The following is a 22,924-nucleotide window of genomic DNA, read 5'->3' on the forward strand; positions in this document are numbered from 1 at the left end:
GAATCAATGACTCACAGCAATCGCCTGGTTGTTCATGATACGCGGAGTGAGAAATACCAGCAGCTCGGATTTTTTCTCCGAAACCACGTCACGCCGGAAAAGGCGGCCAAGATACGGCACATCGCCGAGAAATGGCACCTTATCTACAACCTTGCTCTGAGTATTTGAGAAAACGCCACCGATTACGATGGTCTCGCCATCATTGACCAGGACCTTGGCGTTGACCTCGTTTTTCTTGATCGGCGGTACATCCTGGACCTTGTTCAGGTAGTCCGGTTCGTCCTTGGTGACCTTAACCTCCATGATGATCCGATTGTCCGGGGTGATCTGCGGCGTCACTTCCAGCGACAGCGAGGCCTCTTTGAAGGACACCGATGTGGCGCCGCTGGAGCTGGCTTCCTGGTACGGGATCTCGGTGCCCTTGAGGATTTTGGCGGTTTCCTTGTCGGACGTGACCACTTTGGGCTGTGAGACGATTTCGCCGTTACCGGTTTTCTCCATCGCGGTCAGCTCAAGATCCAGCAGCACATTGTCGGTGATGAAGGCGATGCCGAGCCCCGAGGTGTTGGCGGCGGCGCCCATATCGACGAACGGCGAGTTGGTACTGGTGCTGCCAGGCGTGCCGATGGTCGACGAAGCATCGGCGCCGTTGCTAACCCCGGACGTGTTCCAGTTGCCTTTGTTTTGCAAAGAACCGCCCCAGCGCACGCCGAGGCTTTTGTCGTAGTCGACGTTGGCTTCGACGATTCGCGCCTCGATCATCACCTGACGCACCGGGATGTCCAGTTGCGCGACGATCCGGCGAAGTTCGTCGAGGCGATCCTGGGTCTGATAGGCAATGATGTTGTTGGTCCGGTCATCGACAGTGATCGAACCCCGCTCATCCACTTTCGCCTCGGCACTGGTCACCGACGTGAACAACTTGGCGATATCCGCCGCCTTGGCGTAATTGACCTGCAGCAGCTCACGACGCAATGGCGCCAGATCGGCAATCTGCTTCTGCGACTCCAGCTCCTGACGTTCGCGCGCGGCAATCTCGTCGGCCGGCGCCACCAACAACACGTTGCCGATCTTGCGCTTGTCCAGCCCCTTGGTTTTCAGCACCAGGTCCAGCGCCTGATCCCAGGGCACGTTTTGCAGACGCAAGGTGATGCCGCCCTGCACCGTGTCGCTGGCCACCAGATTGAGGTTGGTGAAGTCGGCGATCAGTTGCAGCACCGAGCGCACGTCAATGTCCTGGAAGTTCAGCGAGAGCTTTTCACCGGTGTAGGCAAAACGTTCGGCGTTGCGCTTTTGCAGGTCATCGACGGTCATCGGGCGAATGCTGACGGTGAGCTTGTTGTCGGTCTGGTAGGTCGAGTAATCGAAGGCGCCGCTGGGCTCGATGCTGATGGTCGCCCGGTCCCCGGTGGCACTGGCGTTGACGAACTGCACCGGCGTGGCGAAATCCTTGACGTCCAGACGCACCCGCAGAGGTTCTGGCAATTGGGTTCTGGCAAAATTAAGGACGATCTTGCCATCGCGCTCCTGAATGTCCGGGGCGATGGAAGGGTCCGACAGGTCGATGACCACATTGCCTTCGCCCTGGGTTCCACGCTGGAAATCCACACCGCGAATGGCCTTGCTCACTGGCGCATAAGCCTTGGCCGGTGCCGCAGTTGCCGTGGCGACCCGTGAAGGCCTGGCGGCAGGCGCGGCAGCGTTACTGCCTCCCCGCCCGACCACAACGAACAGGTTGTAGCCTTCGACCCGTGCGGTGTACGGGGTCAATTGAGTCAGGTTGATGATCAGCCGCGTGCGGTCCTTGGCTTCTACCACTGTGGCGCTGCGGGCGTTGCCGCCGCCAAGATCACGGGTCTTGCTCGCCAACCGGCTGACCACGCCAGGCAGATCCAGCGCAATCCGCGCAGGCTGCTCCGTCGTGTAACCGTGGGGCGCCGGCGGCGCGCCATCGAATGACAACTTCAACTCGACGCGGTCTCCCGGCAGCGCGGCAACATCCAGCGCCTTAAGGTTGGCCGCTTGTACCATCGGCGACAGCAACGCTATCCATAGCGAAATACCGAAGGTTGCGAAAATCCTGTTCATTATTCGAGTTCCACTATGAGTGCTCTTTCAAAGGGATAGTCCGTGGCCGCTCCAGCCAGGCGCCTTCGCCGTCAGGAACGATTTCGACCACATCGACTTGCGAGCCGCTGATGGCGACGATCCGGCCATCGTTGCGCCCCAGGTAATCGCCGACTTTCAGCCGATGCACACCGCCCGCCCCGCGCAACAGCGCAAAGGAGCCCGCCGCATTGGAGATCGTGCCGACCATTTCAAACTGCTCGATGTTGAAACCTTCGAGGTACTGCTTGACCCGACTGGGGTCTGGTTTGACATTGCGTGCGCCATGTTTTTGGCCCGCCAGATCAACTCTGAGCTGCCGGGAAAACGGGCTTCGCAAGTTAGCCGCGCTGTAGGTGAACGTTGGGTAAGACCGGAATGTCGGCGTTGGTTCAATCCTGCCGGGCGCACGCAGACGCATTTCGTTCATGTAAGCGTCGAGATCACTGAAGTCATTGCTGCCATCACAACCGGCCAGGGCGGCCAACATCCCGATCATCGGAAAAATACGAACCGGGCTCATTTTTGCAGCCCCTTGTCGTTGTAGCGGTAAGTCTTGGCGAGGATGCTCATGCGCAATTTCGAGCCGCCTTCGGGGTTGGCCGGGGCAAGGTCGAAGTCATGCAGGGTGACGATCCGTGGCAGCCCGGCCACGCCACTGACGAACGTGGCGAGGTCATGATAGGCACCGGTGACAGTGATCTGGATCGGCAGTTCGATGTAGAAAGGCTGGGTCACCTCTGGCAGCAGTTTGATCTCTTCAAACTCCAGCCCGCTTCCGAGGCCGGTACGGGTGATGTCCTCCAGCAGGCCGGGCACTTCGGTGTCACTGGGCAATTGCCGCAGGAGTACGCCGAAGGAGTTCTCCATTTCCTTCATCTGCTGGGTGTACAGCTCAAGATTCGCCGCCATGTGGGCCTTGGTGGCGAATTGCTCCTTGAGGGTCGACTCTTCCTCGCGCTTGAGTTCAAGCTGGCTCTCAAGGTCACTGATGGAAAAGCTGTAGCCCAGCGCCAACACCAGAATCATCAATAGAAGACCCGCCAGCGCCTTGATGGCGGGCGGCCAGGACCCCATGTTGTTGGTGTCCAGATCGTTGATGTCGATCTTGCGCAGTCCTTCGATCCATTCGGCCGGCCTCATTGAACGGCCTCCACGGCAGCAGGCTGGGTCTGGCGCACGGTCAACTGAAAGACGTTGGCCTGATCCAGTTGGCCTGCGGTGGTCGCCTTGACCTCTGTCAGGGTGGGCGCATCGAACCAGTCCGATGCATCCAGATTGCGCATCAAGTCGGAAACACGGTTATTGGATTCTGCCGCGCCGGTGATGGACAGGGTTTTACCTTCCATTTTCACCTCGGTGAAATAGACCCCGTCCGGCAAGGTGCGCGCCAACTGATCGAAGATCCGCCCGCTGATCGGACGGTTGCCTTGCAGGTCCTGAATGATGCGCATGCGTTCGACCAATTGCTGACGCCGCGCCTTGAGGTCGCTGATCTGTTTGATCCGCTCGTCGACCACCGCAATCTGTTTACCGATGTAATCGTTTCGGGCGACCTGTCGGTCGATGGCGCCGTTGATGGCCCGATCCGCGACCAGCACCACTGCCACAGCGCCCACCAGCACGCCGACCAGCGCCAGCAAAAAGCGTTTGCGACGTGCGTCCCGCAGCTCTTCGCGCCAAGGTAAAAGGTTGATCCGCGCCATCAGTCGAAGCTCCTGAGGGCTAACCCGCAGGCGATCATCAGCGCCGGCGCGTCGCTGGCCAGGGCACCGGCGTTGACTTTGCTGCCCAGGGTCATGTCGGAGAATGGATTGGCCACTTGCGTCGAAGTGCCCAGACGCTCCTCGATCAATCGGTCCAGCCCCGGAACCGAAGCGGTGCCGCCAGCCAACAGGATATGGTCGACCGAGGTGTACTGGCCGGAAGCGAAGAAAAACTGCAACGAACGCGACACTTGCTGCACCAGTGCATCACGGAAGGGCTGCAACACTTCGCTGACGTAATCGTCCGGCAAACCGCCCTGCTTCTTCGCCAGCCCCGCTTGCTCAACGGTCAGGCCATAACGCCGCTGGATTTCTTCCGTCAGTTGACGACCGCCGAACAACTGTTCGCGGGTGTAGATGATTTTCCCGTTGCGCAGCACGCTCAGGGTGGTCATGGTCGCGCCGATGTCGACCACGGCGACCGTCAGATCCTCGCGAGACGCCGCCAGATGCCCGGTCAGCAGGCCGAATGAGCGCTCCAGCGCGTAAGCCTCGACATCGACCACGCGCGCCGTCAGGCCGGCCAGTGCGAGCGCCGCTTCACGGACTTCGACGTTTTCCTTGCGACAGGCTGCCAGCAGCACACTGACCCGTTCCGGGTTGCGTGCCGATACGCCCTGTACTTCAAAGTCGATGGCGACTTCGTCCAGTGGATAAGGGATGTATTGATCGGCCTCGATCTTCAGCTGGTTTTCCAGCTCGTCGTCGGAAAGACCTGCATCCATTTCGATGGTTTTGGTGATGACGGCAGAACCCGCCACGGCTACGGCCACATTCTTGAGGCTGGTTCTGGCCTTGAGCAGCACGCGTGAAAGTGCCTGACCCACGCCTTCGAGCTCGGCGATATTTTTCTCGACCACCGCGTTGGCAGGTAGCGGTTCTACCGCATAAGCCTCGACCCGATAGCGGTCGCCCTGGCGGCTTAACTCCAGAAGTTTCACCGACGTGGAGCTGATGTCGATCCCCAAAAGCGTATTGGCTTTTTTATTGAAGAGTCCTAGCACTACCAATTCCCTATGACTATCCGTGTCTTACGGACTCTGTAATGTCCGTTGCGTTCAAACCACCCGTCTTGACAGCAGCGCAAATGACGCTCTCGACGTAAAAATGCTTATAATGCCCAGCGTTTTTTTCCGGTTTTTACTGCAAGCGCGGGTCGTTCCCTGTTTATCTGAACCCTGCTGCCTAATTCATTCTTTGCCCTGGATATCCCAAAGCCTTGATTCGTCTGCTGAAATTCTTCGGTTGGTCCATCGTCGCCGTTTTCTGCGGACTGCTCCTTGGTCTGAGCGGCGCGTTTCTTTACCTTAGTCCGGGATTACCCTCTGTGGAGGCTCTGCGAAGCATCCAGTTGCAGATTCCATTGCGCGTCTACAGCAGCGACAACAAGTTGATCGCAGAGTTTGGCGAAATGCGCCGTACACCGATCCGTTTCGCCGACATTCCCCCCAATTTCATTAATGCGTTACTAAGTGCTGAAGACGACAATTTCGCCAACCACTACGGCGTCGATCCCAGCAGCCTGATGCGTGCCGCCACCCAATTGGTCAAAAGCGGACACATCCAGTCCGGCGGCAGCACCATCACCATGCAGGTGGCGAAGAACTTCTTCCTGACCAGCGAACGCAGCTTCTCGCGCAAGACCACTGAAATCCTCCTGGCCCTGCAGATCGAACGGCAGCTGACCAAGGACGAGATCCTCGAGTTGTACGTCAACAAGATCTATCTGGGCAACCGCGCCTACGGCATCGAGGCCGCGGCGCAGGTTTACTACGGCAAGTCGATTCGTGACGTCAGCCTCGCACAGATGGCGATGATCGCCGGCCTGCCGAAAGCTCCGTCGCGCTTCAACCCGCTGGCCAACCCGGCCCGCAGCAAGGAACGTCGCGACTGGATCCTTGGCCGCATGTACAAGCTCGGCAAGATTACCGAGAGCGATTACACCGCCGCGATCAACGAGCCGCTGAACGCCAGCTATCACGTGCCGACCCCGGAAGTGAACGCGCCGTACATTGCTGAAATGGCCCGCGCCGAAATGGTCGGCCGCTACGGCAGCGATGCCTACACCGAGGGTTTCCGCGTCACGACCACCGTGCCGAGCAACCTGCAGGAAATGGCCAACACTGCCGTCCATGAAGGCCTGATGACCTACGATCAGCGTCACGGCTATCGTGGCCCCGAGTCGCGCCTGCCGGGCAAGACCCGCGAGGCCTGGGTCTCGGAGCTGACCAAGCAGCGCACCATCAGCGGCCTTGAGCCGGCCATCGTCACGCAGGTCGAGAAGAACGGCCTGCAAGTGCTGACCCGTACCGGCGACGAACACATCGGCTGGGACAGCATGAAATGGGCGCGGCCGTTCCTGAACACCAACAGCATGGGCGCCAATCCGAAGCAGCCCGCGGATGTGGCTCAGGTCGGTGATCTGATTCGCGTGCAGCGTCAGCCGGACAATTCGCTGAAATTCAGCCAGATCCCGCAAGCTCAGGGCGCACTGGTCTCCCTTGATCCGCAGAACGGCGCGATTCGCTCGCTGGTCGGCGGTTTCGCCTTCGAGCAGAGCAACTACAACCGTGCCCTGCAGGCCAAGCGCCAGCCAGGTTCGAGCTTCAAACCGTTCGTCTACAGCGCTGCGCTGGATAACGGCTACACCGCCGCCAGCCTGGTGAACGACGCACCGATCGTGTTCGTCGACGAATACCTGGACAAGGTCTGGCGTCCGAAGAACGACACCAACACCTTCCTCGGCCCGATCCGCCTGCGTGAAGGGCTGTACAAGTCGCGCAACCTGGTGTCGATCCGCCTGGTGCAGGCGCTGGGTGTCGATCGCACCATCGACTACATCAGCAAGTTCGGCTTCAACAAGCAGGACCTGCCGCGCAACCTGTCGCTGGCCCTGGGCACCGCGACCCTGACGCCAATGGAAATCGCCACCGGCTGGAGCACGTTCGCCAACGGCGGCTTCAAGATCACCCCGTACATCATCGACAAGATCGAAAGCCGCAATGGCGACACGCTGTTCGTCGCCAATCCGCCAAGCGTGCCGAAAGGCGATGCGGCCACCGACGGCATCGCCGCGCCGACCGCCGAGGCCTTTACGGTCAACGCGACGCCGGGCGAAGCTCCAGGTCTGCCAACACCTCAGGCGCCGGCCGTGGCCGAACGCATTGTCGATGGTCGCACCACTTACATCCTCAACAGCATGCTCGAGGACGTGATCAAACTCGGCACCGGCCGTCGCGCACTGGCCTTGGGGCGCCCCGACATTGCAGGCAAAACCGGTACGACCAACGAATCGAAGGATGCCTGGTTCTCGGGCTATAACGCCGATTACGTGACCACCGTCTGGACCGGTTTCGACCAGCCGGAAAGCCTGGGCAAACGCGAGTTCGGCGGCACCGTCGCCCTGCCGATCTGGATGAACTACATGGGCGCCGCGCTCAAAGACAAGCCGCCGCACACGCAACCGGAACCGGAAGGCATCCTCAGCCTGCGGGTTGACCCGATCAGCGGCCGGGCAGCCACCCCAGGCACGCCTGGAGCGTACTTCGAGCTGTTCAAGGCCGAAGATACGCCACCGTCGGTGAATGAGCTGGGCAACGGCAATGCGCCGGGCAGCCCGCTGCCAGCGGATGAAGCGGCGCCGATCGATCTGTTCTGATCGCAGCACCACCCAAAAAGCCCCGCCTTCGAGAGAAGTGCGGGGCTTTTTTCGCTCTGTGCATTGCGCCATAGATGTGGCGCCTGTCAGGCCGTCATCGCTGGCAAGCCAGCTCCTACAAGGGATATGAGCAGCTCACCAAATCTCTGTAGGAGCTGGCTTGCCAGCGATGAGGCCCTCACCGACAACACAAAACCTGCAGGCATAAAAAAACCCCGACTCACCAGAGCCGGGGCTTTTTGTTTGATGCGACTACGGCTTAGCCGTTGAACACATCATCCACGCTTTTCAGCGGGTAGTTCTTCGGATACGGCAGGGTTGCCACGCCGGTCTCGATTGCAGCCTTGGCCACGGCATCGGAGATCAGGGTGATCAGACGCTTGTCCATTGGCTTCGGAATGATGTACTCACGACCGAATTCCAGCTTGATGCCGCCGTAGGCGTCGCACACTTCCTGAGGAACCGGCAGTTTGGCCAGTTCACGCAGGGCGTTGGCTGCTGCCACTTTCATTTCTTCGTTGATGCGCTTGGCGCGAACGTCCAGGGCACCACGGAAGATGAACGGGAAGCCCAGTACGTTGTTGACCTGGTTCGGGTAGTCCGAACGGCCGGTCGCCATGATCACGTCGTTACGGGTGGCGTGTGCCAGTTCCGGGGAGATTTCCGGATCCGGGTTCGAGCACGCGAACACGATCGGGTTGGCCGCCATGGACAGCAGGCCTTCAGCGCTCAGCAGGTTCGGACCGGACAGGCCGACGAACACGTCTGCGCCTTGCAGGGCGTCAGCCAGGGTGCGCTTGTCGGTCGCGTGAGCGAAGACAGCCTTGTACTGGTTCAGGTCGTCACGGCCGGAGTGGATCACGCCGGTACGGTCAACCATGTAGATGTTTTCGATGTTGGCGCCCATGCTCACCAGCAATTTCATGCAGGAGATGGCGGCCGCACCGGCACCCAGGCAGACGATCTTGGCGTCGGCGAGGGTTTTGCCAGCGATTTCCAGGGCGTTGATCATGCCGGCGGCAGTCACGATTGCGGTGCCGTGCTGGTCATCGTGGAATACCGGAATGTCGCACTGCTCGATCAGAGCGCGTTCGATCTCAAAGCACTCAGGTGCCTTGATGTCTTCCAGGTTGATGCCACCGAAGGTGATGGAGATGCGCTTGACGGTGTCGATGAAGGCTTGCGGGCTTTCGGAGTCGACTTCGATGTCGAAAACGTCGATGCCGGCGAAGCGCTTGAACAGCACGCCTTTACCTTCCATCACTGGCTTGGAAGCCAATGGGCCGAGGTTACCCAGGCCCAGAATCGCGGTGCCATCGGAAATGACTGCAACCAGGTTGCCTTTACCGGTGTATTTGTAGGCCAGTTCAGGATCGCGGGCGATTTCGCGTACTGGTTCGGCTACGCCGGGGCTGTAGGCCAGCGACAGGTCGCGGGCGGTAGCGGTGGCCTTGGTGAGCTCGACACTCAGCTTACCTGGACGAGGATGGGCGTGATATTCGAGAGCGGCAGTTTTCAGATCAGACATGGGGGCATTCCGCTTTTACTGTTGGACAGACTGGTCAGCGAGGATACGCGCCTCGCAAAGTCCCCACAAGACTGACCAGTCACCCCTGTCAAGCGCCCCGCCCTACGACTTTGGGCCAAGAGCCACGGAACACAAGGGATAGACTGTTCACAATCGACAATAAAAATGTCTACAATTTTTTTATCAAGGCGCCGCTTGCAACATCGCCGGATCGGTCAATGGAAGAAGCCAGCGCGCTTGCCCCGCTTGCAATCCGCCACGGCGCGAACGGTCCACGACCCAGCCACGGGCCTCGACCTGCTTGCCTTTCAGGCGCTCCAGCGCCGCACCATCAAATTGCCCCAGCAAATTGGGCGCAACACGCAGTACAAGAGAATCCTGCAACTCGATCCAAACACCGCCGCGATTGCGCTGAACCTTGCTCACACGCCCACTGACCACCGCGAAGCCGGACGTGTTGATCTGCTCCGCTTTCAGTACAGGCGACTGGCGCCACACACCGAGCCCGGCTTGCCGCGCACTGCGTTCCGCTGCTTGCTGACAGACCACCAGATCGACATTCGGCGCGACCGCCACCTGGAAACCGAGCCCTTCTGCGAGCATCTGCGCTTCGAGGTTGGCACCCTTGGCACCATAAAGATGCGCAAGGGTACGACCGTAGTGATCCTTGCTCTCTTTACCCGGCAGCACACCGACCCGCCCGCCGCTGGCAGCCACCAATGCTTCCAGGCGCTTGCGCGCCGCCACGGCGAACGGCTCGTCGGAGCGGCCCTGCTTGCCCAGCTCGGGCGTATTCAAGCCGATCATGCGCACGCTGCGGCCATCGCTCAGGCGCACGGTGTCACCATCCACCACCCGTTGCACCGCGACCGACGTCAGCCCATCCGGTACCGGGCAGAAGGCCTGGGCGCCCGAAAGCCAAATCGCGGACACAAAAAAGGCGCCCGCAAGGGACGCCTTTTTTATCAGTCTGGAGAAGCCGGAACGACCTTCCAAAATGATTGGCCTTAGGCCTTTTTCGCGCCGAAAGCACCGAAACGGTCTGCGAAGCGCTGAACGCGGCCGCCAGTGTCCAGAGTCTTTTGCTTACCGGTGTAGAACGGGTGGCATTCGTTGCAAACGTCGATCGCCAGGGCTTTGCCGAAGGTCGAACGGGTTTCGAACTTGTTGCCACAGCTGCAGGTAACAGCGATGGCTGGGTATTCTGGATGGATATCAGCTTTCATGGTGTCTTCCTCAGGCTGCGTGCCGCCACCCAACACTATTGTTGAATACCGCACGTAATTAGGCCGCGGATTCTACCAGACAATCTCAATCACGCAAGCTGTCGCTGAGACCGACCGTCTGCTAGGCTCCCGACCCAATACGCGATCCCCTGTAGGAGTGAGCCTGCTCGCGATAACGGTCTGCCAGTCGCCGCAATGTTGACTGCAAGATTGCTATCGCGAGCAGGCTCACTCCTACAGGTTATATGTCACGCCCCCTATTTTTTGTTGATCGAGACCCCCCGCGTGCCCGACGCCATTTTGCGCCTCGCCCTGCCTTCGCCCCTGCGCCGCCTGTTCGATTACCGTGCCCCGGCCGGTGTCCTGCGCGCCCAGTTGCAACCGGGCATGCGCCTGCGCGTACCTTTCGGCCGGCGGGAGATGATCGGGATTCTGGTAGAGGTCACCGACACCAGCGAAGTGCCTGCAGAAAAGCTCAAACCGGCCCTGGCCCTGCTCGACGCCACGCCGCCCTTGCCGCCAGCGCTGTTCAAGCTGTGCCTGTGGACCTCTCAGTATTATCAGCACAGCCTCGGCGACACCTTGAGCTGGGCACTGCCGGTGTTGTTGCGTCAGGGCGAACTGGCCGAAGCGCGCCAGGAACGTTTCTGGTCCGCCGCGCCTGGCGCCAGCCTCGATGACCCGCGCATCGCCCGGGCCCCGCGTCAGCGCGAGGCGTTGGCAACCCTGGCGCAGCATCCTCATGGCGTCGCCCATCAGTTGCTGAGCAAGTTGATGCTGAGCAAGGACAGCCTGGATCTGCTGCTGGCCAAGGATCTGGTGCAAGTGGAGATCCGCAAGCACGCCCCCGGCGCCCGCCACGAGCATTGGCTGGCGCAACCGGAATTGCCGCTCAACCCTGAACAACGCGCCGCCTATGAGGCGATTCGCGCCGGGTTCGACAGTTATCACGCGTTCCTGCTGGCCGGCGTCACCGGCAGCGGCAAGACCGAAGTCTATTTGCAGTTGATCCGCGAAACCCTTGAAGCCGGCAAGCAAGCACTGGTGTTGATCCCGGAAATCAACCTCGGCCCGCAGACCCTGGCGCGCTTCGAACAACGGTTCAATGCACGCATCGCGCTGATCCACTCGGCGGTCAACGATCGCGAGCGCCTCGAAGCCTGGCTCGCCGCGCGCGACGGCGACGCCGACATTATTATCGGCACCCGTTCGGCGCTGTTCACGCCGATGAAAAACCCTGGCCTGATCATCATCGACGAAGAGCACGACGGCTCTTATAAACAGCAGGAAGGCCTGCGCTACCACGCCCGCGACCTGGCATTGGTCCGCGCACGGCAGGAAAACATCCCGATCGTGCTCGGTTCCGCCACGCCTTCGCTGGAAAGCCTGCACAACGCCTACACCGGGCGCTACGGCCTCCTACGCCTCAATGAGCGTGCTGGCGGCGCCAAGCAGCCGCGCTTCCTGCGCCTGGATGTGAAAAGTCGCCCACTCGACAGCGGCATTTCCGGGCCGATGCACCAAGCCATCGGCCAGACACTCGCGGCCGGCCAGCAAGTATTGGTGTTCCTCAACCGTCGAGGTTTCGCCCCGACGCTGTTGTGCCACGACTGCGGCTGGATGTCCGAATGTCAGCGCTGCGATGCGCGAATGACCGTGCACCAACGCTCCGGCGAACTGCGCTGCCACCATTGCGGCTACGTCGAACGCGTGCCCCGGCACTGCCCGAAGTGCGGCAAAGTGGATTTGCGGCCGGTGGGCGCCGGCACCGAGCGCGCCGAAGAACGCCTGGCCATTCTGTTCCCGGATGTTCCGGTGCTGCGGGTCGACCGCGACAGCACGTCGCGCAAGGACGCGATGAATCAGCTGTTCGCGACCATTCAGAAGGGTCACCCATGCATTCTGGTGGGCACGCAAATGCTTGCCAAAGGGCATCACTTCCCACGGGTGACGCTGGTGTCGATTCTCGATGCCGACGGCGGATTGTTCTCCGGTGACTTCCGCGCCAGCGAACGCATGGCGCAACTGATCGTGCAGGTCGCCGGTCGCGCAGGCCGGGCTGAAGAGCCGGGCAAAGTGATCATCCAGACCCATCTGGCGGACCATCCGCTGCTGGTGCAACTGACTGAACAAGGCTACTTCGCGTTCGCCGAACAGGCGCTGAGCGAACGACGCTCCGCCGGTTTGCCGCCGTTTGCGCATTTGGCGCTGCTGCGGGCCGAAGCGCACAAACCGGGGCAGGCTGAAGGGTTTCTCGACGAGGCGTGCAGCGAGGCCGAGCGTTTGCTGGCTGAACAGAATCTGACCGGGATCGAATTGCTCGGGCCGGTGCCTGCACCGATGGAACGTCGGGCCGGGCGTTATCGCGCGCAGTTATTGTTGCAGGCAACGGCCCGGGCGCCGCTGCACCGGTTGCTGGCCAGTTGGTTGCTGGTGCTGGAGCAGATGCCGAGCGGGCGGGCGGTGCGCTGGTCTTTGGATGTCGACCCGGTCGATTTGTATTGATTTCAATATTGCCTTCGCGGGCAAGCCTCGCTCCTACGGGTTTGTGTCGTTCACAATATTGGCAAACGACTCGACCCTGTAGGAGCGAGGCTTGCCCGCGAAGAGGCCCTAATAGTCACCACATATCCACAACCTGCCCGCTATAGTTGGCAAGCCCGCCTTCGCAACGGATAATGCCCAGTTTTTCCACCAGCGCATCGAAGCGCCGCCGCGCTTGCGGTCGAAAGAGAAGACCATGAAAGACACCATTCGCCAGTTGATCCAACAAGCCATCACCCAACTCGTCAACGAAGGTGTGTTGCCTGAAGGCCTGACGCCGGCGATCCAGGTGGAAAACTCCCGAGACAAGAAAAACGGCGACTTCGCCAGCAACATCGCCATGATGCTAGCCAAGCCGGCCGGCATGAAGCCGCGCGATCTGGCCGAGAAAATCATCGCTGCGCTGCCGGCTGACGAAAACATCACCAAGACCGAAATCGCCGGTCCTGGCTTCCTGAATTTCTTCCAGAACACCGACGCCCTGGCCACCCGCCTCGACGCCGCACTGGCCGACGAGCACATCGGCGTGCGCAAGGCTGGCCCGGCGCAACGCACCGTGGTCGACCTGTCGGCACCGAACCTCGCCAAAGAGATGCACGTCGGCCACTTGCGTTCGACCATCATCGGCGACGGCGTGGCTCGCGTTCTGGAGTTCCTCGGCGACGAAGTGATCCGTCAGAACCACGTGGGCGACTGGGGCACCCAGTTCGGCATGCTGATGGCTTACTTGCAGGAAAACCCGATCACCAGCGACGAGCTGTCGGACCTGGAAAACTTCTACCGCGCCGCCAAGGGCCGTTTTGACGAATCCGAAGAGTTCGCCGACCGCGCCCGTGGCCTGGTGGTCAAGCTGCAAGCCGGCGACCCGGATTGCCTGGCGCTGTGGACCAAGTTCAAGGACATCTCGCTGTCGCACTGCCAGAAAATCTACGAGCTGCTGAACGTCAAACTGACCATGGCCGACGTGATGGGCGAAAGCGCCTACAACGACGACCTGATCAATGTGGTCAACGACCTCAAGGCCGCTGGCATGCTGGTCGAGAGCAACGGCGCGCAGTGCGTGTTCCTCGACGAGTTCAAGAACGCTGACGGCGACCCGCTGCCAGTGATCATCGTCAAGGCGGATGGCGGCTACCTCTACGCCACCACCGACCTGGCGGCGGTACGTTATCGCAGTGGCAAGCTGAAGGCTGATCGCGCGCTGTACTTTGTCGACCAGCGCCAGGCCCTGCACTTCCAGCAAGTGTTCGCTGTCGCCCGCAAGGCTGGCTTCGTGACGCACCCGATGGAAATGGAACACATGGGTTTCGGCACCATGAACGGCGCCGATGGCCGTCCGTTCAAGACCCGCGATGGCGGCACCGTGAAGCTGATCGACCTGCTGACCGAAGCCCAGGAGCGCGCCTACAACCTGGTCAAAGAGAAAAACCCGGAGCTGGCCGAAGACGAGCTGCGCAACATCGCCAAGGTCGTGGGCATCGGCGCAGTGAAATACGCCGACCTGTCCAAGCACCGCACCAGCGACTACAGCTTCAACTTCGACCTGATGCTGAACTTCGAAGGCAACACCGCGCCGTACCTGCTGTACGCCTACACCCGCGTGGCGGGCGTGTTCCGCAAGCTCGGCAAGGACTTCAGCGAAGTCGAAGGCCAGATCGTCCTGGAAGCCGCGCATGAACATGAGCTGGCAGCCAAACTCGCGCAATTCGGCGAAATCCTGAACAACGTGTCCGAGAAAGGCACGCCGCACATCCTCTGCACCTACCTGTACGACGTTGCCGGCCTGTTCTCCAGCTTCTACGAGAACTGCCCGATCCTCAGTGCTGAAACCCCGGCGCAAATGCAAAGCCGCTTGCGTCTTGCCGCGCTGACCGGTCGCACTCTCAAGCAAGGCCTGGAACTCTTGGGTCTGGAAACTCTGGAGCGTATGTAAGTTGGCTGCCAAGAAAAAACCTGCACCCAAGCGTGGCGCCAGCCGTTACCAAGCTCCTGCAAAGCAACCGATCCCGGGTTGGTTGTGGATGGCCATCGGCCTGACGGTCGGCGCGTTCATTGTGTTCCTGATGAAGCTGGAACCGGGCAAGGGCAGCGACAGCGTCAAGCGCGAGAAGATCGAGCAGCAGAAAGCCACCAAGGTCGCCGAGGCCAACAAGACCCCGCCGAGCCCGACGCAACCGGTGAAGCCGAAGTACGACTTCTACACCTTGCTGCCGGAATCGGAAGTCATCGTGCCGCCGGATGCCGTGCCGGAGAAAACACCGCCGACGCCGGCTGTACCGACCACGCCGGTAACCCCGGCGGAAGCGGCGAAGATCGACACGGCGCGGGCTCAGGCGGCATTGGCTGGCATCACCCCGCCGCCACCGCCACCCGTGGCCAAGGCGGCACCGGTGACCAAGTTCTTCCTGCAGGCCGGTTCGTTCCGCAAGGAGGCTGATGCAGACAAGGTGCGCGCGCAGATCATCCTGCTCGGCCAAGCGGTATCGGTTGAGTCCGGCACGGTGAAGGACGAGACCTGGTATCGGGTGTTGGTCGGGCCGTTCAGCAACCGCGAACAACTGACCACCGCGCAGAAACAACTGTCCGGCGCCGGGTTCAGCAACCTGTTGTTACAACAACGCCAGAACCGCTGATCCGCGTTATCGTTCATCGCGAGCAGGCTCGCTCCCACAGGATTTGCGCCAACCCTGTGGGAGCGAGCCTGCTCGCGATTGGCGTCAGCACTCCCACCACACATCTTCGTGTACGCCACCGCTCGTCCCCTCTCCCGCCCCGCAGTTGAAAAACGCTCCACCACCCCCATATGAGTTGGCATAAGGCATTTTCGCCCCGCTGCGTGGAGACTCTCCCTTGACCACCATCGTTTCAGTTCGCCGCCACGGCAAAGTCGTCATGGGCGGCGACGGCCAGGTTTCTCTCGGTAATACCGTGATGAAAGGCAACGCGAAGAAAGTTCGTCGCCTCTACCACGGCGAAGTCCTCGCCGGTTTTGCTGGCGCCACGGCCGACGCCTTTACCCTTTTCGAGCGCTTCGAAGGTCAACTGGAGAAACACCAGGGCCATCTGGTTCGCGCCGCCGTCGAACTCGCCAAAGAATGGCGCACCGACCGCACCCTCAGCCGCCTCGAAGCCATGCTCGCGGTCGCCAACAAAGACGCGTCCCTGATCATCACCGGCAACGGCGACGTTGTTGAGCCTGAACAAGGCCTGATCGCCATGGGTTCCGGCGGCGCCTACGCCCAGGCCGCCGCCAGTGCGCTGCTGAAGAAAACCGACCTGTCAGCCCGGGAAATCGTCGAAACCGCCCTCGGCATTGCCGGCGACATCTGTGTATTCACCAACCACACCCAGACCATTGAGGAGCAGGACTGCGCCAAAGGCGACGAGTAAGTCTGTTTCGGCCCCACGCCACGACTCATCTTGTTTAAGGTCCGTCAAAATATTATGTCCATGACTCCCCGTGAAATCGTCCACGAACTCAACCGCCATATCATCGGCCAGGACGATGCCAAACGCGCCGTAGCCATCGCGCTGCGTAACCGCTGGCGCCGGATGCAACTGCCGGAAGAGCTGCGCGTTGAAGTAACGCCGAAGAACATCCTGATGATCGGCCCGACCGGTGTCGGCAAAACCGAGATCGCCCGTCGCCTGGCCAAACTGGCCAACGCACCGTTCATCAAAGTCGAAGCGACCAAGTTCACCGAAGTCGGCTACGTTGGCCGCGACGTCGAGTCGATCATTCGTGACCTGGCCGATGCTGCCATCAAGCTGCTGCGCGAACAGGAAATGACCAAGGTTCGCCACCGCGCCGAAGACGCCGCCGAAGAGCGCATCCTCGACGCCCTGCTGCCACCGGCGCGCATGGGCTTCAACAACGATGACGCCCCGTCGGCCGACTCCAACACCCGCCAGCTGTTCCGCAAGCGCCTGCGCGAAGGCCAGCTGGATGACAAGGAGATCGAAATCGAAGTCGCCGAAGTGTCCGGCGTCGATATCTCCGCGCCACCGGGCATGGAAGAAATGACCAACCAGTTGCAGAGCCTGTTCGCCAATATGGGCAAGGGCAAACGCAAGAGCCGCAAGCTCAAGGTCAAGGAAGCGCTGAAACTGGTCCGCGACGAAGAAGCCAGCCGCCTGGTCAACGATGAAGAGCTGAAGGCCAAGGCGCTGGAAGCGGTCGAGCAGCACGGTATCGTGTTCATCGACGAAATCGACAAGGTTGCCAAGCGCGGTAACTCCGGTGGCGTCGACGTGTCCCGTGAAGGCGTGCAACGCGACTTGCTGCCGTTGATCGAAGGCTGCACCGTCAACACCAAACTGGGCATGGTCAAGACCGACCACATCCTGTTCATCGCTTCCGGTGCATTCCACTTGAGCAAGCCGAGCGATCTGGTGCCTGAGCTGCAAGGGCGTCTGCCGATTCGTGTCGAGCTGAAGGCGCTGACGCCGGAAGACTTCGAACGCATCCTCAGCGAACCGCACGCCTCGCTCACCGAGCAATATTGCGCACTGCTGAAAACCGAAGGCCTGGCCATCGAGTTCCAGCCGGATGGCATCAAGCGCATCGCCGAGATCGCCTGGCAGGTCAACGAGAAAACCGAGAACATCGGTGCCCGTCGCCTGCACACGCTGCTTGAGCGCCTGCTCGAAGAGGTGTCGTTCAGCGCCGGCGACCTGGCCAGCGCTCACGACGACAAGGTGATCATGATCGACGCCGAGTACGTCAACAACCACCTCGGCGAATTGGCGCAGAACGAAGACCTGTCCCGTTATATCCTGTAGGTCATGTGAGACCTGTGTAGGAGCCGGCTTGCCGGCGATGGGGACCTTGAGATCGCCATCGCCGGCAAGCCGGCTCCTACAAGGGACCGCGAGAGTTCCACACTGACGGACATCAGGTCATGACCCAACTCCCCACCGACATCAAACTGCACAAAGCCTCGAAAACCCTGTCGCTGAAATACGCGTCCGGCGAGGAACATCACCTGCCCGCCGAGTTCCTGCGCGTGCACTCTCCTTCCGCCGAGGTCCAGGGCCACGGCAAACCTATCCTGCAATTTGGCAAGATCGGCGTAGGCCTGACCAAGGTAGAACCGGCCGGTCAGTACGCACTGAAATTGACCTTCGACGACGGCCACGACAGCGGCCTGTTCACCTGGGAATATCTGTACCAGTTGGGCGTGCGCCAAGAGGATCTCTGGAACGATTATCTTGCCGAACTGAAAGCGGCCGGAAAGACCCGCGACCCTAACGAATCTGTCGTCAAGCTGATGCTCTAACCCGCGCCTCTTGCGCATTAGAAGGCATTTTCTAATTTCATCTGTTTGAATGCTTGGCCGCGAGGTCAGTCATTAGCCTGCTTGCGAAAAAAATTAAACTCGGGTAACCAATGGAGCTGGCAAGTTACCTGCAGTGCTCTCTGAACTAAAAAGCAGCGATGCAGAATTATCGGTCACCCGAGCAGTAGTACCTGGCATTGGCTGTGTGACTACACGGCTGGACTCAGGTACTCGTCTCAGGACAATGGAGCGTCGTAGATGAGTAACAAGAATAACGATGACTTGAAGAATCAAGCCTCGGAAAACACCTTGGGGCTTAATCCTGTCGTTGGGCTGCGTGGAAAGGATCTACTGGCTTCTGCTCGAATGGTGCTCAGGCAGGCCATTAAACAACCGATTCACAGTGCGAAGCATGTCGCTCATTTCGGTCTTGAACTGAAGAACGTGCTGTTCGGCAAATCCGAACTGCTACCGACCAGCGATGACCGTCGTTTCGCCGATCCGGCCTGGAGCCAGAACCCGCTCTACAAACGTTATTTGCAAACCTACCTGGCGTGGCGCAAGGAACTCCACGACTGGATCGACGACAGTAACCTCGGGCCCAAGGATGTGGCACGCGGGCATTTCGTGATCAACCTCATGACCGAAGCCATGGCCCCGACCAACACGGCGGCCAACCCGGCAGCGGTCAAACGCTTCTTCGAAACCGGTGGCAAGAGCCTGCTCGACGGCCTCTCGCACCTGGCCAAGGATCTGGTGCACAACGGCGGCATGCCGAGCCAGGTCAACATGGGCGCATTCGAAGTCGGCAAGAGCCTGGGCGTGACCGAAGGTGCGGTGGTTTTCCGTAACGACGTGCTGGAGCTGATCCAGTACCGGCCGACCACCGAGCAGGTGCATGAGCGCCCATTGCTGGTGGTGCCGCCACAAATCAACAAGTTCTACGTTTTCGACCTGAGCCCGGACAAAAGCCTGGCGCGTTTCTGCCTGCGCAATCACGTGCAGACCTTCATCGTCAGCTGGCGCAACCCGACCAAGGAACAGCGCGAATGGGGCCTGTCGACCTACATCGAAGCGCTCAAGGAAGCGGTTGATGTGGTCACCGCGATCACCGGCAGCAAAGACGTGAACATGCTCGGCGCCTGCTCCGGCGGCATCACCTGCACCGCGTTGCTGGGCCACTACGCAGCAATCGGCGAGAACAAAGTCAACGCCCTGACGCTGCTGGTCAGCGTGCTGGACACCACCCTGGACAGCGACGTCGCACTGTTCGTCGACGAGCAGACGCTTGAAGCCGCCAAACGCCATTCCTATCAGGCCGGTGTACTGGAAGGCCGCGACATGGCGAAAGTGTTCGCCTGGATGCGCCCCAACGATCTGATCTGGAACTACTGGGTCAACAACTACCTGCTCGGCAACGAGCCGCCGGTGTTCGACATTCTGTTCTGGAACAACGACACCACCCGGTTGCCCGCCGCGTTCCACGGCGATCTGATCGAGATGTTCAAAAACAATCCGCTGATCCGCCCGGATGCACTGGAAGTGTGCGGCACGCCAATCGACCTGAAGCAGGTCACGGCCGACATCTTTTCCCTGGCCGGCACCAACGACCACATCACGCCGTGGAAGTCCTGCTACAAGTCGGCGCAACTGTTCGGCGGCAAGGTCGAATTCGTACTGTCCAGCAGCGGACATATCCAGAGCATTCTGAACCCGCCGGGCAACCCGAAATCACGCTACATGACGGGCACCGAGATGCCGTTGAAGGCTGAGGAGTGGCAGGAAAACTCCACCAAGCACACCGATTCCTGGTGGCTGCACTGGCAGGCCTGGCAAGCCGAGCGTTCGGGCGAATTGAAAAAATCCCCGACAAAACTGGGCAACAAGGCTTATCCGGAAGGTGAAGCAGCACCGGGCACTTACGTACATGAGCGGTAACTGACACACCCGCCCCCCGTAGGAGCGAAGCTTGCTCGCGAAAGCGGTCATTCATTCAACGTAGATTTCGACTGATCTGACGCCTTCGCGAGCAAGCCTCGCTCCTACAGGGGACCGGGATAATTAACCCACAGGGCTTGAAGCATGCCGCAACCGTTCATTTTTCGTACCGTCGACCTGGATGGCCAGACCCTCCGCACGGCAGTACGCCCCGGCAAGCCTCACTTGACGCCCTTGCTGATATTCAACGGCATCGGCGCCAACCTGGAGCTGGTGTTTCCGTTTGTCGCCGCATTGGACCCGGACCTCGAAGTCATCGCTTTCGACGTGCCCGGTGTCGGCGGTTCGTCGACGCCGAACCGGCCGTATCGTTTTCCGGGCCTGGCCAAACTCACGGCGCGGATGCTCGACTATCTCGATTACGGGCAAGTGAACGTGATCGGTGTGTCATGGGGTGGCGCCCTCGCCCAGCAGTTTGCTTACGACTACCCCGAGCGCTGCAAGAAACTGGTGCTGGCGGCGACGGCGGCGGGTGCGGTGATGGTGCCGGGCAAACCAAAAGTACTGTGGATGATGGCCAGCCCACGGCGCTACATCCAGCCATCGCACGTGATCCGCATTGCGCCGATGATCTACGGCGGCTCGTTCCGTCGCGATCCGACACTGGCGGCCAGCCATGCGGCGAAGGTGCGCTCGGCAGGCAAGCTCGGTTACTACTGGCAGCTGTTCGCCGGGCTCGGCTGGACCAGCATTCACTGGCTGCACAAGATCCACCAGCCAACGCTGGTGCTGGCCGGCGACGATGACCCGCTGATCCCGTTGATCAACATGCGCGTGCTGGCCTGGCGGATTCCCAACGCCCAGTTGCACATCATCGATGACGGGCACCTGTTCCTGATCACCCGCGCCGAGGCCGTGGCGCCGATCATCATGAAGTTTCTCGAGGAAGAACGGCAGCGCGCCGTGATGCATCCGCATCCGGCTCCATCGGGCGGCTAACCGACTTATCGTCGGTCGGCAGGACGCCGCGCCGCGCAACAACCCGTTACAGCGTCTATGGTGTTCTGGTTCGGTGTGTTTGTATTTGGCCTGAAGACGAAGGAGTGTTGAGTCATGCGCGACAAGCCAGCGAGGGAATCTTTACCGACTCCCGCAGCGTTCATCAACGCACAGAGTGCGATTACCGGCCTGCGTGGTCGGGATCTGTTTTCGACCCTGCGCAGCGTTGCCGCCCATGGTTTGCGCAACCCCGTGCACAGCGCCCGCCATGCGTTGAAGCTGGGCGGTCAACTGGGGCGCGTGTTGCTGGGCGAAACCCTGCACCCGACCAACCCCAACGACAATCGCTTTGCCGACCCCGCATGGAGCCTCAACCCGTTTTATCGCCGCAGTTTGCAGGCCTACCTGAGCTGGCAGAAACAGGTCAAAAGCTGGATCGACGAGAGCAACATGGACCCGGACGATCGCGCCCGCGCCCACTTCGCGTTCGCTTTGCTCAATGATGCGGTGTCACCGTCCAACACCCTGCTCAATCCGCTGGCAGTCAAGGAAATCTTCAACTCCGGCGGCAACAGCCTGGTGCGTGGCATCAGTCACCTGGTCGATGATTTCCTGCACAACGACGGCCTGCCCAGGCAAGTGACCAAGCAGGCCTTCGAGGTCGGCAAGACGGTCGCCACCACCACCGGCGCCGTGGTGTTTCGCAATGAGCTGCTGGAACTGATCCAGTACAAGCCGATGAGCGAAAAGCAGTATTCCAAACCGCTGCTGGTGGTGCCGCCACAGATCAACAAGTACTACATTTTCGACCTGAGCCCGAACAACAGCTTCGTCCAGTTCGCCCTGAAAAACGGCCTGCAAACCTTCATGATCAGCTGGCGCAACCCCGATGTGCGCCATCGCGAATGGGGCCTTTCGACCTACGTCGAAGCCGTCGAAGAAGCGATGAATGTATGCCGGGCGATCACCGGCGCCCGGGAAGTCAATCTGATGGGCGCTTGCGCCGGCGGGCTGACCATTGCCGCGCTGCAAGGCCATTTGCAGGCGAAACGGCAACTGCGCCGTGTATCCAGCGCAACCTATCTGGTGAGCCTGCTCGACAGCCAGATGGAGAGCCCCGCGACCCTGTTCGCCGACGAACAGACCCTGGAAGCGGCCAAGCGTCGGTCCTATCAGAAGGGTGTGCTGGACGGTCGCGACATGGCCAAGGTCTTCGCCTGGATGCGCCCCAACGATTTGATCTGGAGCTACTTCGTCAACAACTACCTGTTGGGCAAGGAGCCGCCGGCGTTCGACATCCTCTACTGGAACAACGACAACACACGCCTGCCGGCCGCCTTTCACGGCGACCTGCTGGACTTCTTCAAGCACAACCCGCTGAGTCATCCGGGGGGCCTGGAAGTGTGCGGCACGCCGATCGACTTGCAGAAAGTCACCGTCGACAGCTTCAGCGTGGCCGGCATCAACGACCACATCACGCCGTGGGATGCGGTGTATCGCTCGACGCTGCTGCTGGGTGGCGAGCGACGCTTCGTGCTGTCCAACAGCGGTCATGTGCAGAGCATCCTCAACCCGCCGTCCAACCCGAAAGCCAACTTCATTGAAAGCACCAAACTGAGCAGCGATCCGCGGGCCTGGTATTACGACGCCAAGCAAGTCGACGGCAGCTGGTGGACGCAGTGGCTGAGCTGGATTCAGGAGCGTTCGGGCGCGCAAAAGGAAACCCACATGGCCCTCGGCAACCAGAACTATCCACCCATGGAGGCGGCACCCGGTACTTACGTGCGCGTGCGCTGACACCCAACACACCACTGCTGCCTCCGTAGGAGCCGGCTTGCTGGCGATCGCATCACCGCGGTTCACGACCCACCGCGGTGATG

General features: G+C 60.6%; 18 protein-coding genes. 10 read left to right on the plus strand and 8 right to left on the minus strand.

What is annotated here, in order from left to right:
* Window positions 1–3: 3 nt before the first annotated feature.
* From pilQ to KGB25_RS17495, 5 genes are read right to left on the minus strand one after another with little or no spacing between them, the layout of a single operon-like run.
* On the minus strand, window positions 4–2,088 hold the full coding sequence (pilQ, locus tag KGB25_RS17475; protein ID WP_223436019.1) for a type IV pilus secretin PilQ: 2,085 nt from the start codon (window positions 2,086–2,088) through the stop codon (window positions 4–6).
* Window positions 2,089–2,101: 13 nt separating this feature from the next.
* Window positions 2,102–2,629 (minus strand): pilus assembly protein PilP, encoded by a 528-nt coding sequence (locus KGB25_RS17480; protein WP_008025197.1) that lies wholly within the window; start codon window positions 2,627–2,629, stop codon window positions 2,102–2,104.
* Complete coding sequence (pilO, locus tag KGB25_RS17485; RefSeq protein WP_223436020.1) at window positions 2,626–3,249, minus strand: type 4a pilus biogenesis protein PilO; 624 nt, start codon at window positions 3,247–3,249, stop codon at window positions 2,626–2,628. The genes KGB25_RS17480 and pilO overlap by 4 nt, the downstream gene beginning before the upstream one ends.
* Window positions 3,246–3,812: a PilN domain-containing protein gene (locus KGB25_RS17490; protein WP_008041859.1), complete on the minus strand. Its 567-nt coding sequence runs from the start codon at window positions 3,810–3,812 to the stop codon at window positions 3,246–3,248. The genes pilO and KGB25_RS17490 overlap by 4 nt, the downstream gene beginning before the upstream one ends.
* On the minus strand, window positions 3,812–4,876 hold the full coding sequence (locus KGB25_RS17495) for a pilus assembly protein PilM (protein WP_008041861.1): 1,065 nt from the start codon (window positions 4,874–4,876) through the stop codon (window positions 3,812–3,814). Before KGB25_RS17495 ends, KGB25_RS17490 begins: the two co-directional genes overlap by 1 nt.
* A gap of 218 nt (window positions 4,877–5,094) precedes the next feature.
* Here KGB25_RS17495 and KGB25_RS17500 point away from each other — a divergent pair, with 218 nt between their 5' ends.
* Entirely contained in the window at window positions 5,095–7,530 is a 2,436-nt protein-coding gene (locus tag KGB25_RS17500; RefSeq protein WP_411740538.1) for a penicillin-binding protein 1A, read from the plus strand.
* A gap of 259 nt (window positions 7,531–7,789) precedes the next feature.
* Here the strand turns inward: KGB25_RS17500 and KGB25_RS17505 are convergent, their stop codons facing one another.
* From KGB25_RS17505 to rpmE, 3 genes are all read right to left on the minus strand, one after another.
* Window positions 7,790–9,058: a malic enzyme-like NAD(P)-binding protein gene (locus KGB25_RS17505; protein ID WP_008025204.1), complete on the minus strand. Its 1,269-nt coding sequence runs from the start codon at window positions 9,056–9,058 to the stop codon at window positions 7,790–7,792.
* 183 nt (window positions 9,059–9,241) lie between these two features.
* The gene (locus tag KGB25_RS17510) at window positions 9,242–10,054 is read right to left on the minus strand and encodes a thermonuclease family protein (protein WP_223436024.1); all 813 of its coding nucleotides are present in this window, start codon (window positions 10,052–10,054) and stop codon (window positions 9,242–9,244) included.
* Window positions 10,055–10,065: 11 nt separating this feature from the next.
* Entirely contained in the window at window positions 10,066–10,284 is a 219-nt protein-coding gene (rpmE, locus tag KGB25_RS17515; RefSeq protein ID WP_008025207.1) for a 50S ribosomal protein L31, read from the minus strand.
* 285 nt (window positions 10,285–10,569) lie between these two features.
* Between rpmE and KGB25_RS17520 the strand changes: the two genes are divergently transcribed.
* From KGB25_RS17520 to phaC (KGB25_RS17560), 9 genes are all read left to right on the plus strand, one after another.
* A complete protein-coding gene (locus KGB25_RS17520; protein ID WP_008025209.1) occupies window positions 10,570–12,789 on the plus strand; it encodes a primosomal protein N' in 2,220 nt (739 codons plus the stop codon).
* A gap of 235 nt (window positions 12,790–13,024) precedes the next feature.
* Window positions 13,025–14,761: an arginine--tRNA ligase gene (gene argS, locus KGB25_RS17525; protein ID WP_192226850.1), complete on the plus strand. Its 1,737-nt coding sequence runs from the start codon at window positions 13,025–13,027 to the stop codon at window positions 14,759–14,761.
* A gap of 1 nt (window position 14,762) precedes the next feature.
* Window positions 14,763–15,461 carry an SPOR domain-containing protein gene (locus KGB25_RS17530; RefSeq protein ID WP_008025212.1) on the plus strand — a complete coding sequence of 233 codons (699 nt, stop codon included), beginning with the start codon at window positions 14,763–14,765 and terminating at the stop codon, window positions 15,459–15,461.
* A 217-nt stretch (window positions 15,462–15,678) separates the two neighbouring features.
* Entirely contained in the window at window positions 15,679–16,218 is a 540-nt protein-coding gene (gene hslV, locus KGB25_RS17535) for an ATP-dependent protease subunit HslV (protein ID WP_008025213.1), read from the plus strand.
* 54 nt (window positions 16,219–16,272) lie between these two features.
* Window positions 16,273–17,610, plus strand: coding sequence for an ATP-dependent protease ATPase subunit HslU (gene hslU / locus KGB25_RS17540; RefSeq protein ID WP_223436026.1), 1,338 nt, complete (start codon window positions 16,273–16,275; stop codon window positions 17,608–17,610).
* Between the two features lie 119 nt (window positions 17,611–17,729).
* Window positions 17,730–18,107: a gamma-butyrobetaine hydroxylase-like domain-containing protein gene (locus tag KGB25_RS17545; RefSeq protein WP_008025216.1), complete on the plus strand. Its 378-nt coding sequence runs from the start codon at window positions 17,730–17,732 to the stop codon at window positions 18,105–18,107.
* A gap of 258 nt (window positions 18,108–18,365) precedes the next feature.
* Window positions 18,366–20,045: a class II poly(R)-hydroxyalkanoic acid synthase gene (gene phaC, locus KGB25_RS17550; RefSeq protein WP_008025218.1), complete on the plus strand. Its 1,680-nt coding sequence runs from the start codon at window positions 18,366–18,368 to the stop codon at window positions 20,043–20,045.
* A 144-nt stretch (window positions 20,046–20,189) separates the two neighbouring features.
* Window positions 20,190–21,044 (plus strand): poly(3-hydroxyalkanoate) depolymerase, encoded by an 855-nt coding sequence (gene phaZ / locus KGB25_RS17555; RefSeq protein ID WP_008041882.1) that lies wholly within the window; start codon window positions 20,190–20,192, stop codon window positions 21,042–21,044.
* A gap of 114 nt (window positions 21,045–21,158) precedes the next feature.
* A complete protein-coding gene (phaC, locus tag KGB25_RS17560; RefSeq protein ID WP_008041884.1) occupies window positions 21,159–22,841 on the plus strand; it encodes a class II poly(R)-hydroxyalkanoic acid synthase in 1,683 nt (560 codons plus the stop codon).
* Window positions 22,842–22,924 lie beyond the last annotated feature (83 nt).

The sequence above is a fragment of the Pseudomonas sp. BF-RE-21 genome (genome assembly GCF_019947305.1).
GTDB classification, from domain to species: domain Bacteria; phylum Pseudomonadota; class Gammaproteobacteria; order Pseudomonadales; family Pseudomonadaceae; genus Aquipseudomonas; species Aquipseudomonas migulae.

Bases quoted from the DNA above. Each gene is read 5' to 3' on its own strand.
- rpmE (WP_008025207.1), bottom strand. From the start codon at position 10,284: ATGAAAGCTGATATCCATCCAGAATACCCAGCCATCGCTGTTACCTGC.
- hslU (WP_223436026.1), top strand. From the start codon at position 16,273: ATGTCCATGACTCCCCGTGAAATCGTCCACGAACTCAACCGCCATATC.
- pilO (WP_223436020.1), bottom strand. From the start codon at position 3,249: ATGAGGCCGGCCGAATGGATCGAAGGACTGCGCAAGATCGACATCAAC.
- phaC (WP_008041884.1), top strand. From the start codon at position 21,159: ATGCGCGACAAGCCAGCGAGGGAATCTTTACCGACTCCCGCAGCGTTC.
- pilQ (WP_223436019.1), bottom strand. From the start codon at position 2,088: ATGAACAGGATTTTCGCAACCTTCGGTATTTCGCTATGGATAGCGTTG.
- argS (WP_192226850.1), top strand. From the start codon at position 13,025: ATGAAAGACACCATTCGCCAGTTGATCCAACAAGCCATCACCCAACTC.
- KGB25_RS17490 (WP_008041859.1), bottom strand. From the start codon at position 3,812: ATGGCGCGGATCAACCTTTTACCTTGGCGCGAAGAGCTGCGGGACGCA.
- KGB25_RS17480 (WP_008025197.1), bottom strand. From the start codon at position 2,629: ATGAGCCCGGTTCGTATTTTTCCGATGATCGGGATGTTGGCCGCCCTG.
- KGB25_RS17505 (WP_008025204.1), bottom strand. From the start codon at position 9,058: ATGTCTGATCTGAAAACTGCCGCTCTCGAATATCACGCCCATCCTCGT.
- KGB25_RS17545 (WP_008025216.1), top strand. From the start codon at position 17,730: ATGACCCAACTCCCCACCGACATCAAACTGCACAAAGCCTCGAAAACC.
- phaZ (WP_008041882.1), top strand. From the start codon at position 20,190: ATGCCGCAACCGTTCATTTTTCGTACCGTCGACCTGGATGGCCAGACC.
- phaC (WP_008025218.1), top strand. From the start codon at position 18,366: ATGAGTAACAAGAATAACGATGACTTGAAGAATCAAGCCTCGGAAAAC.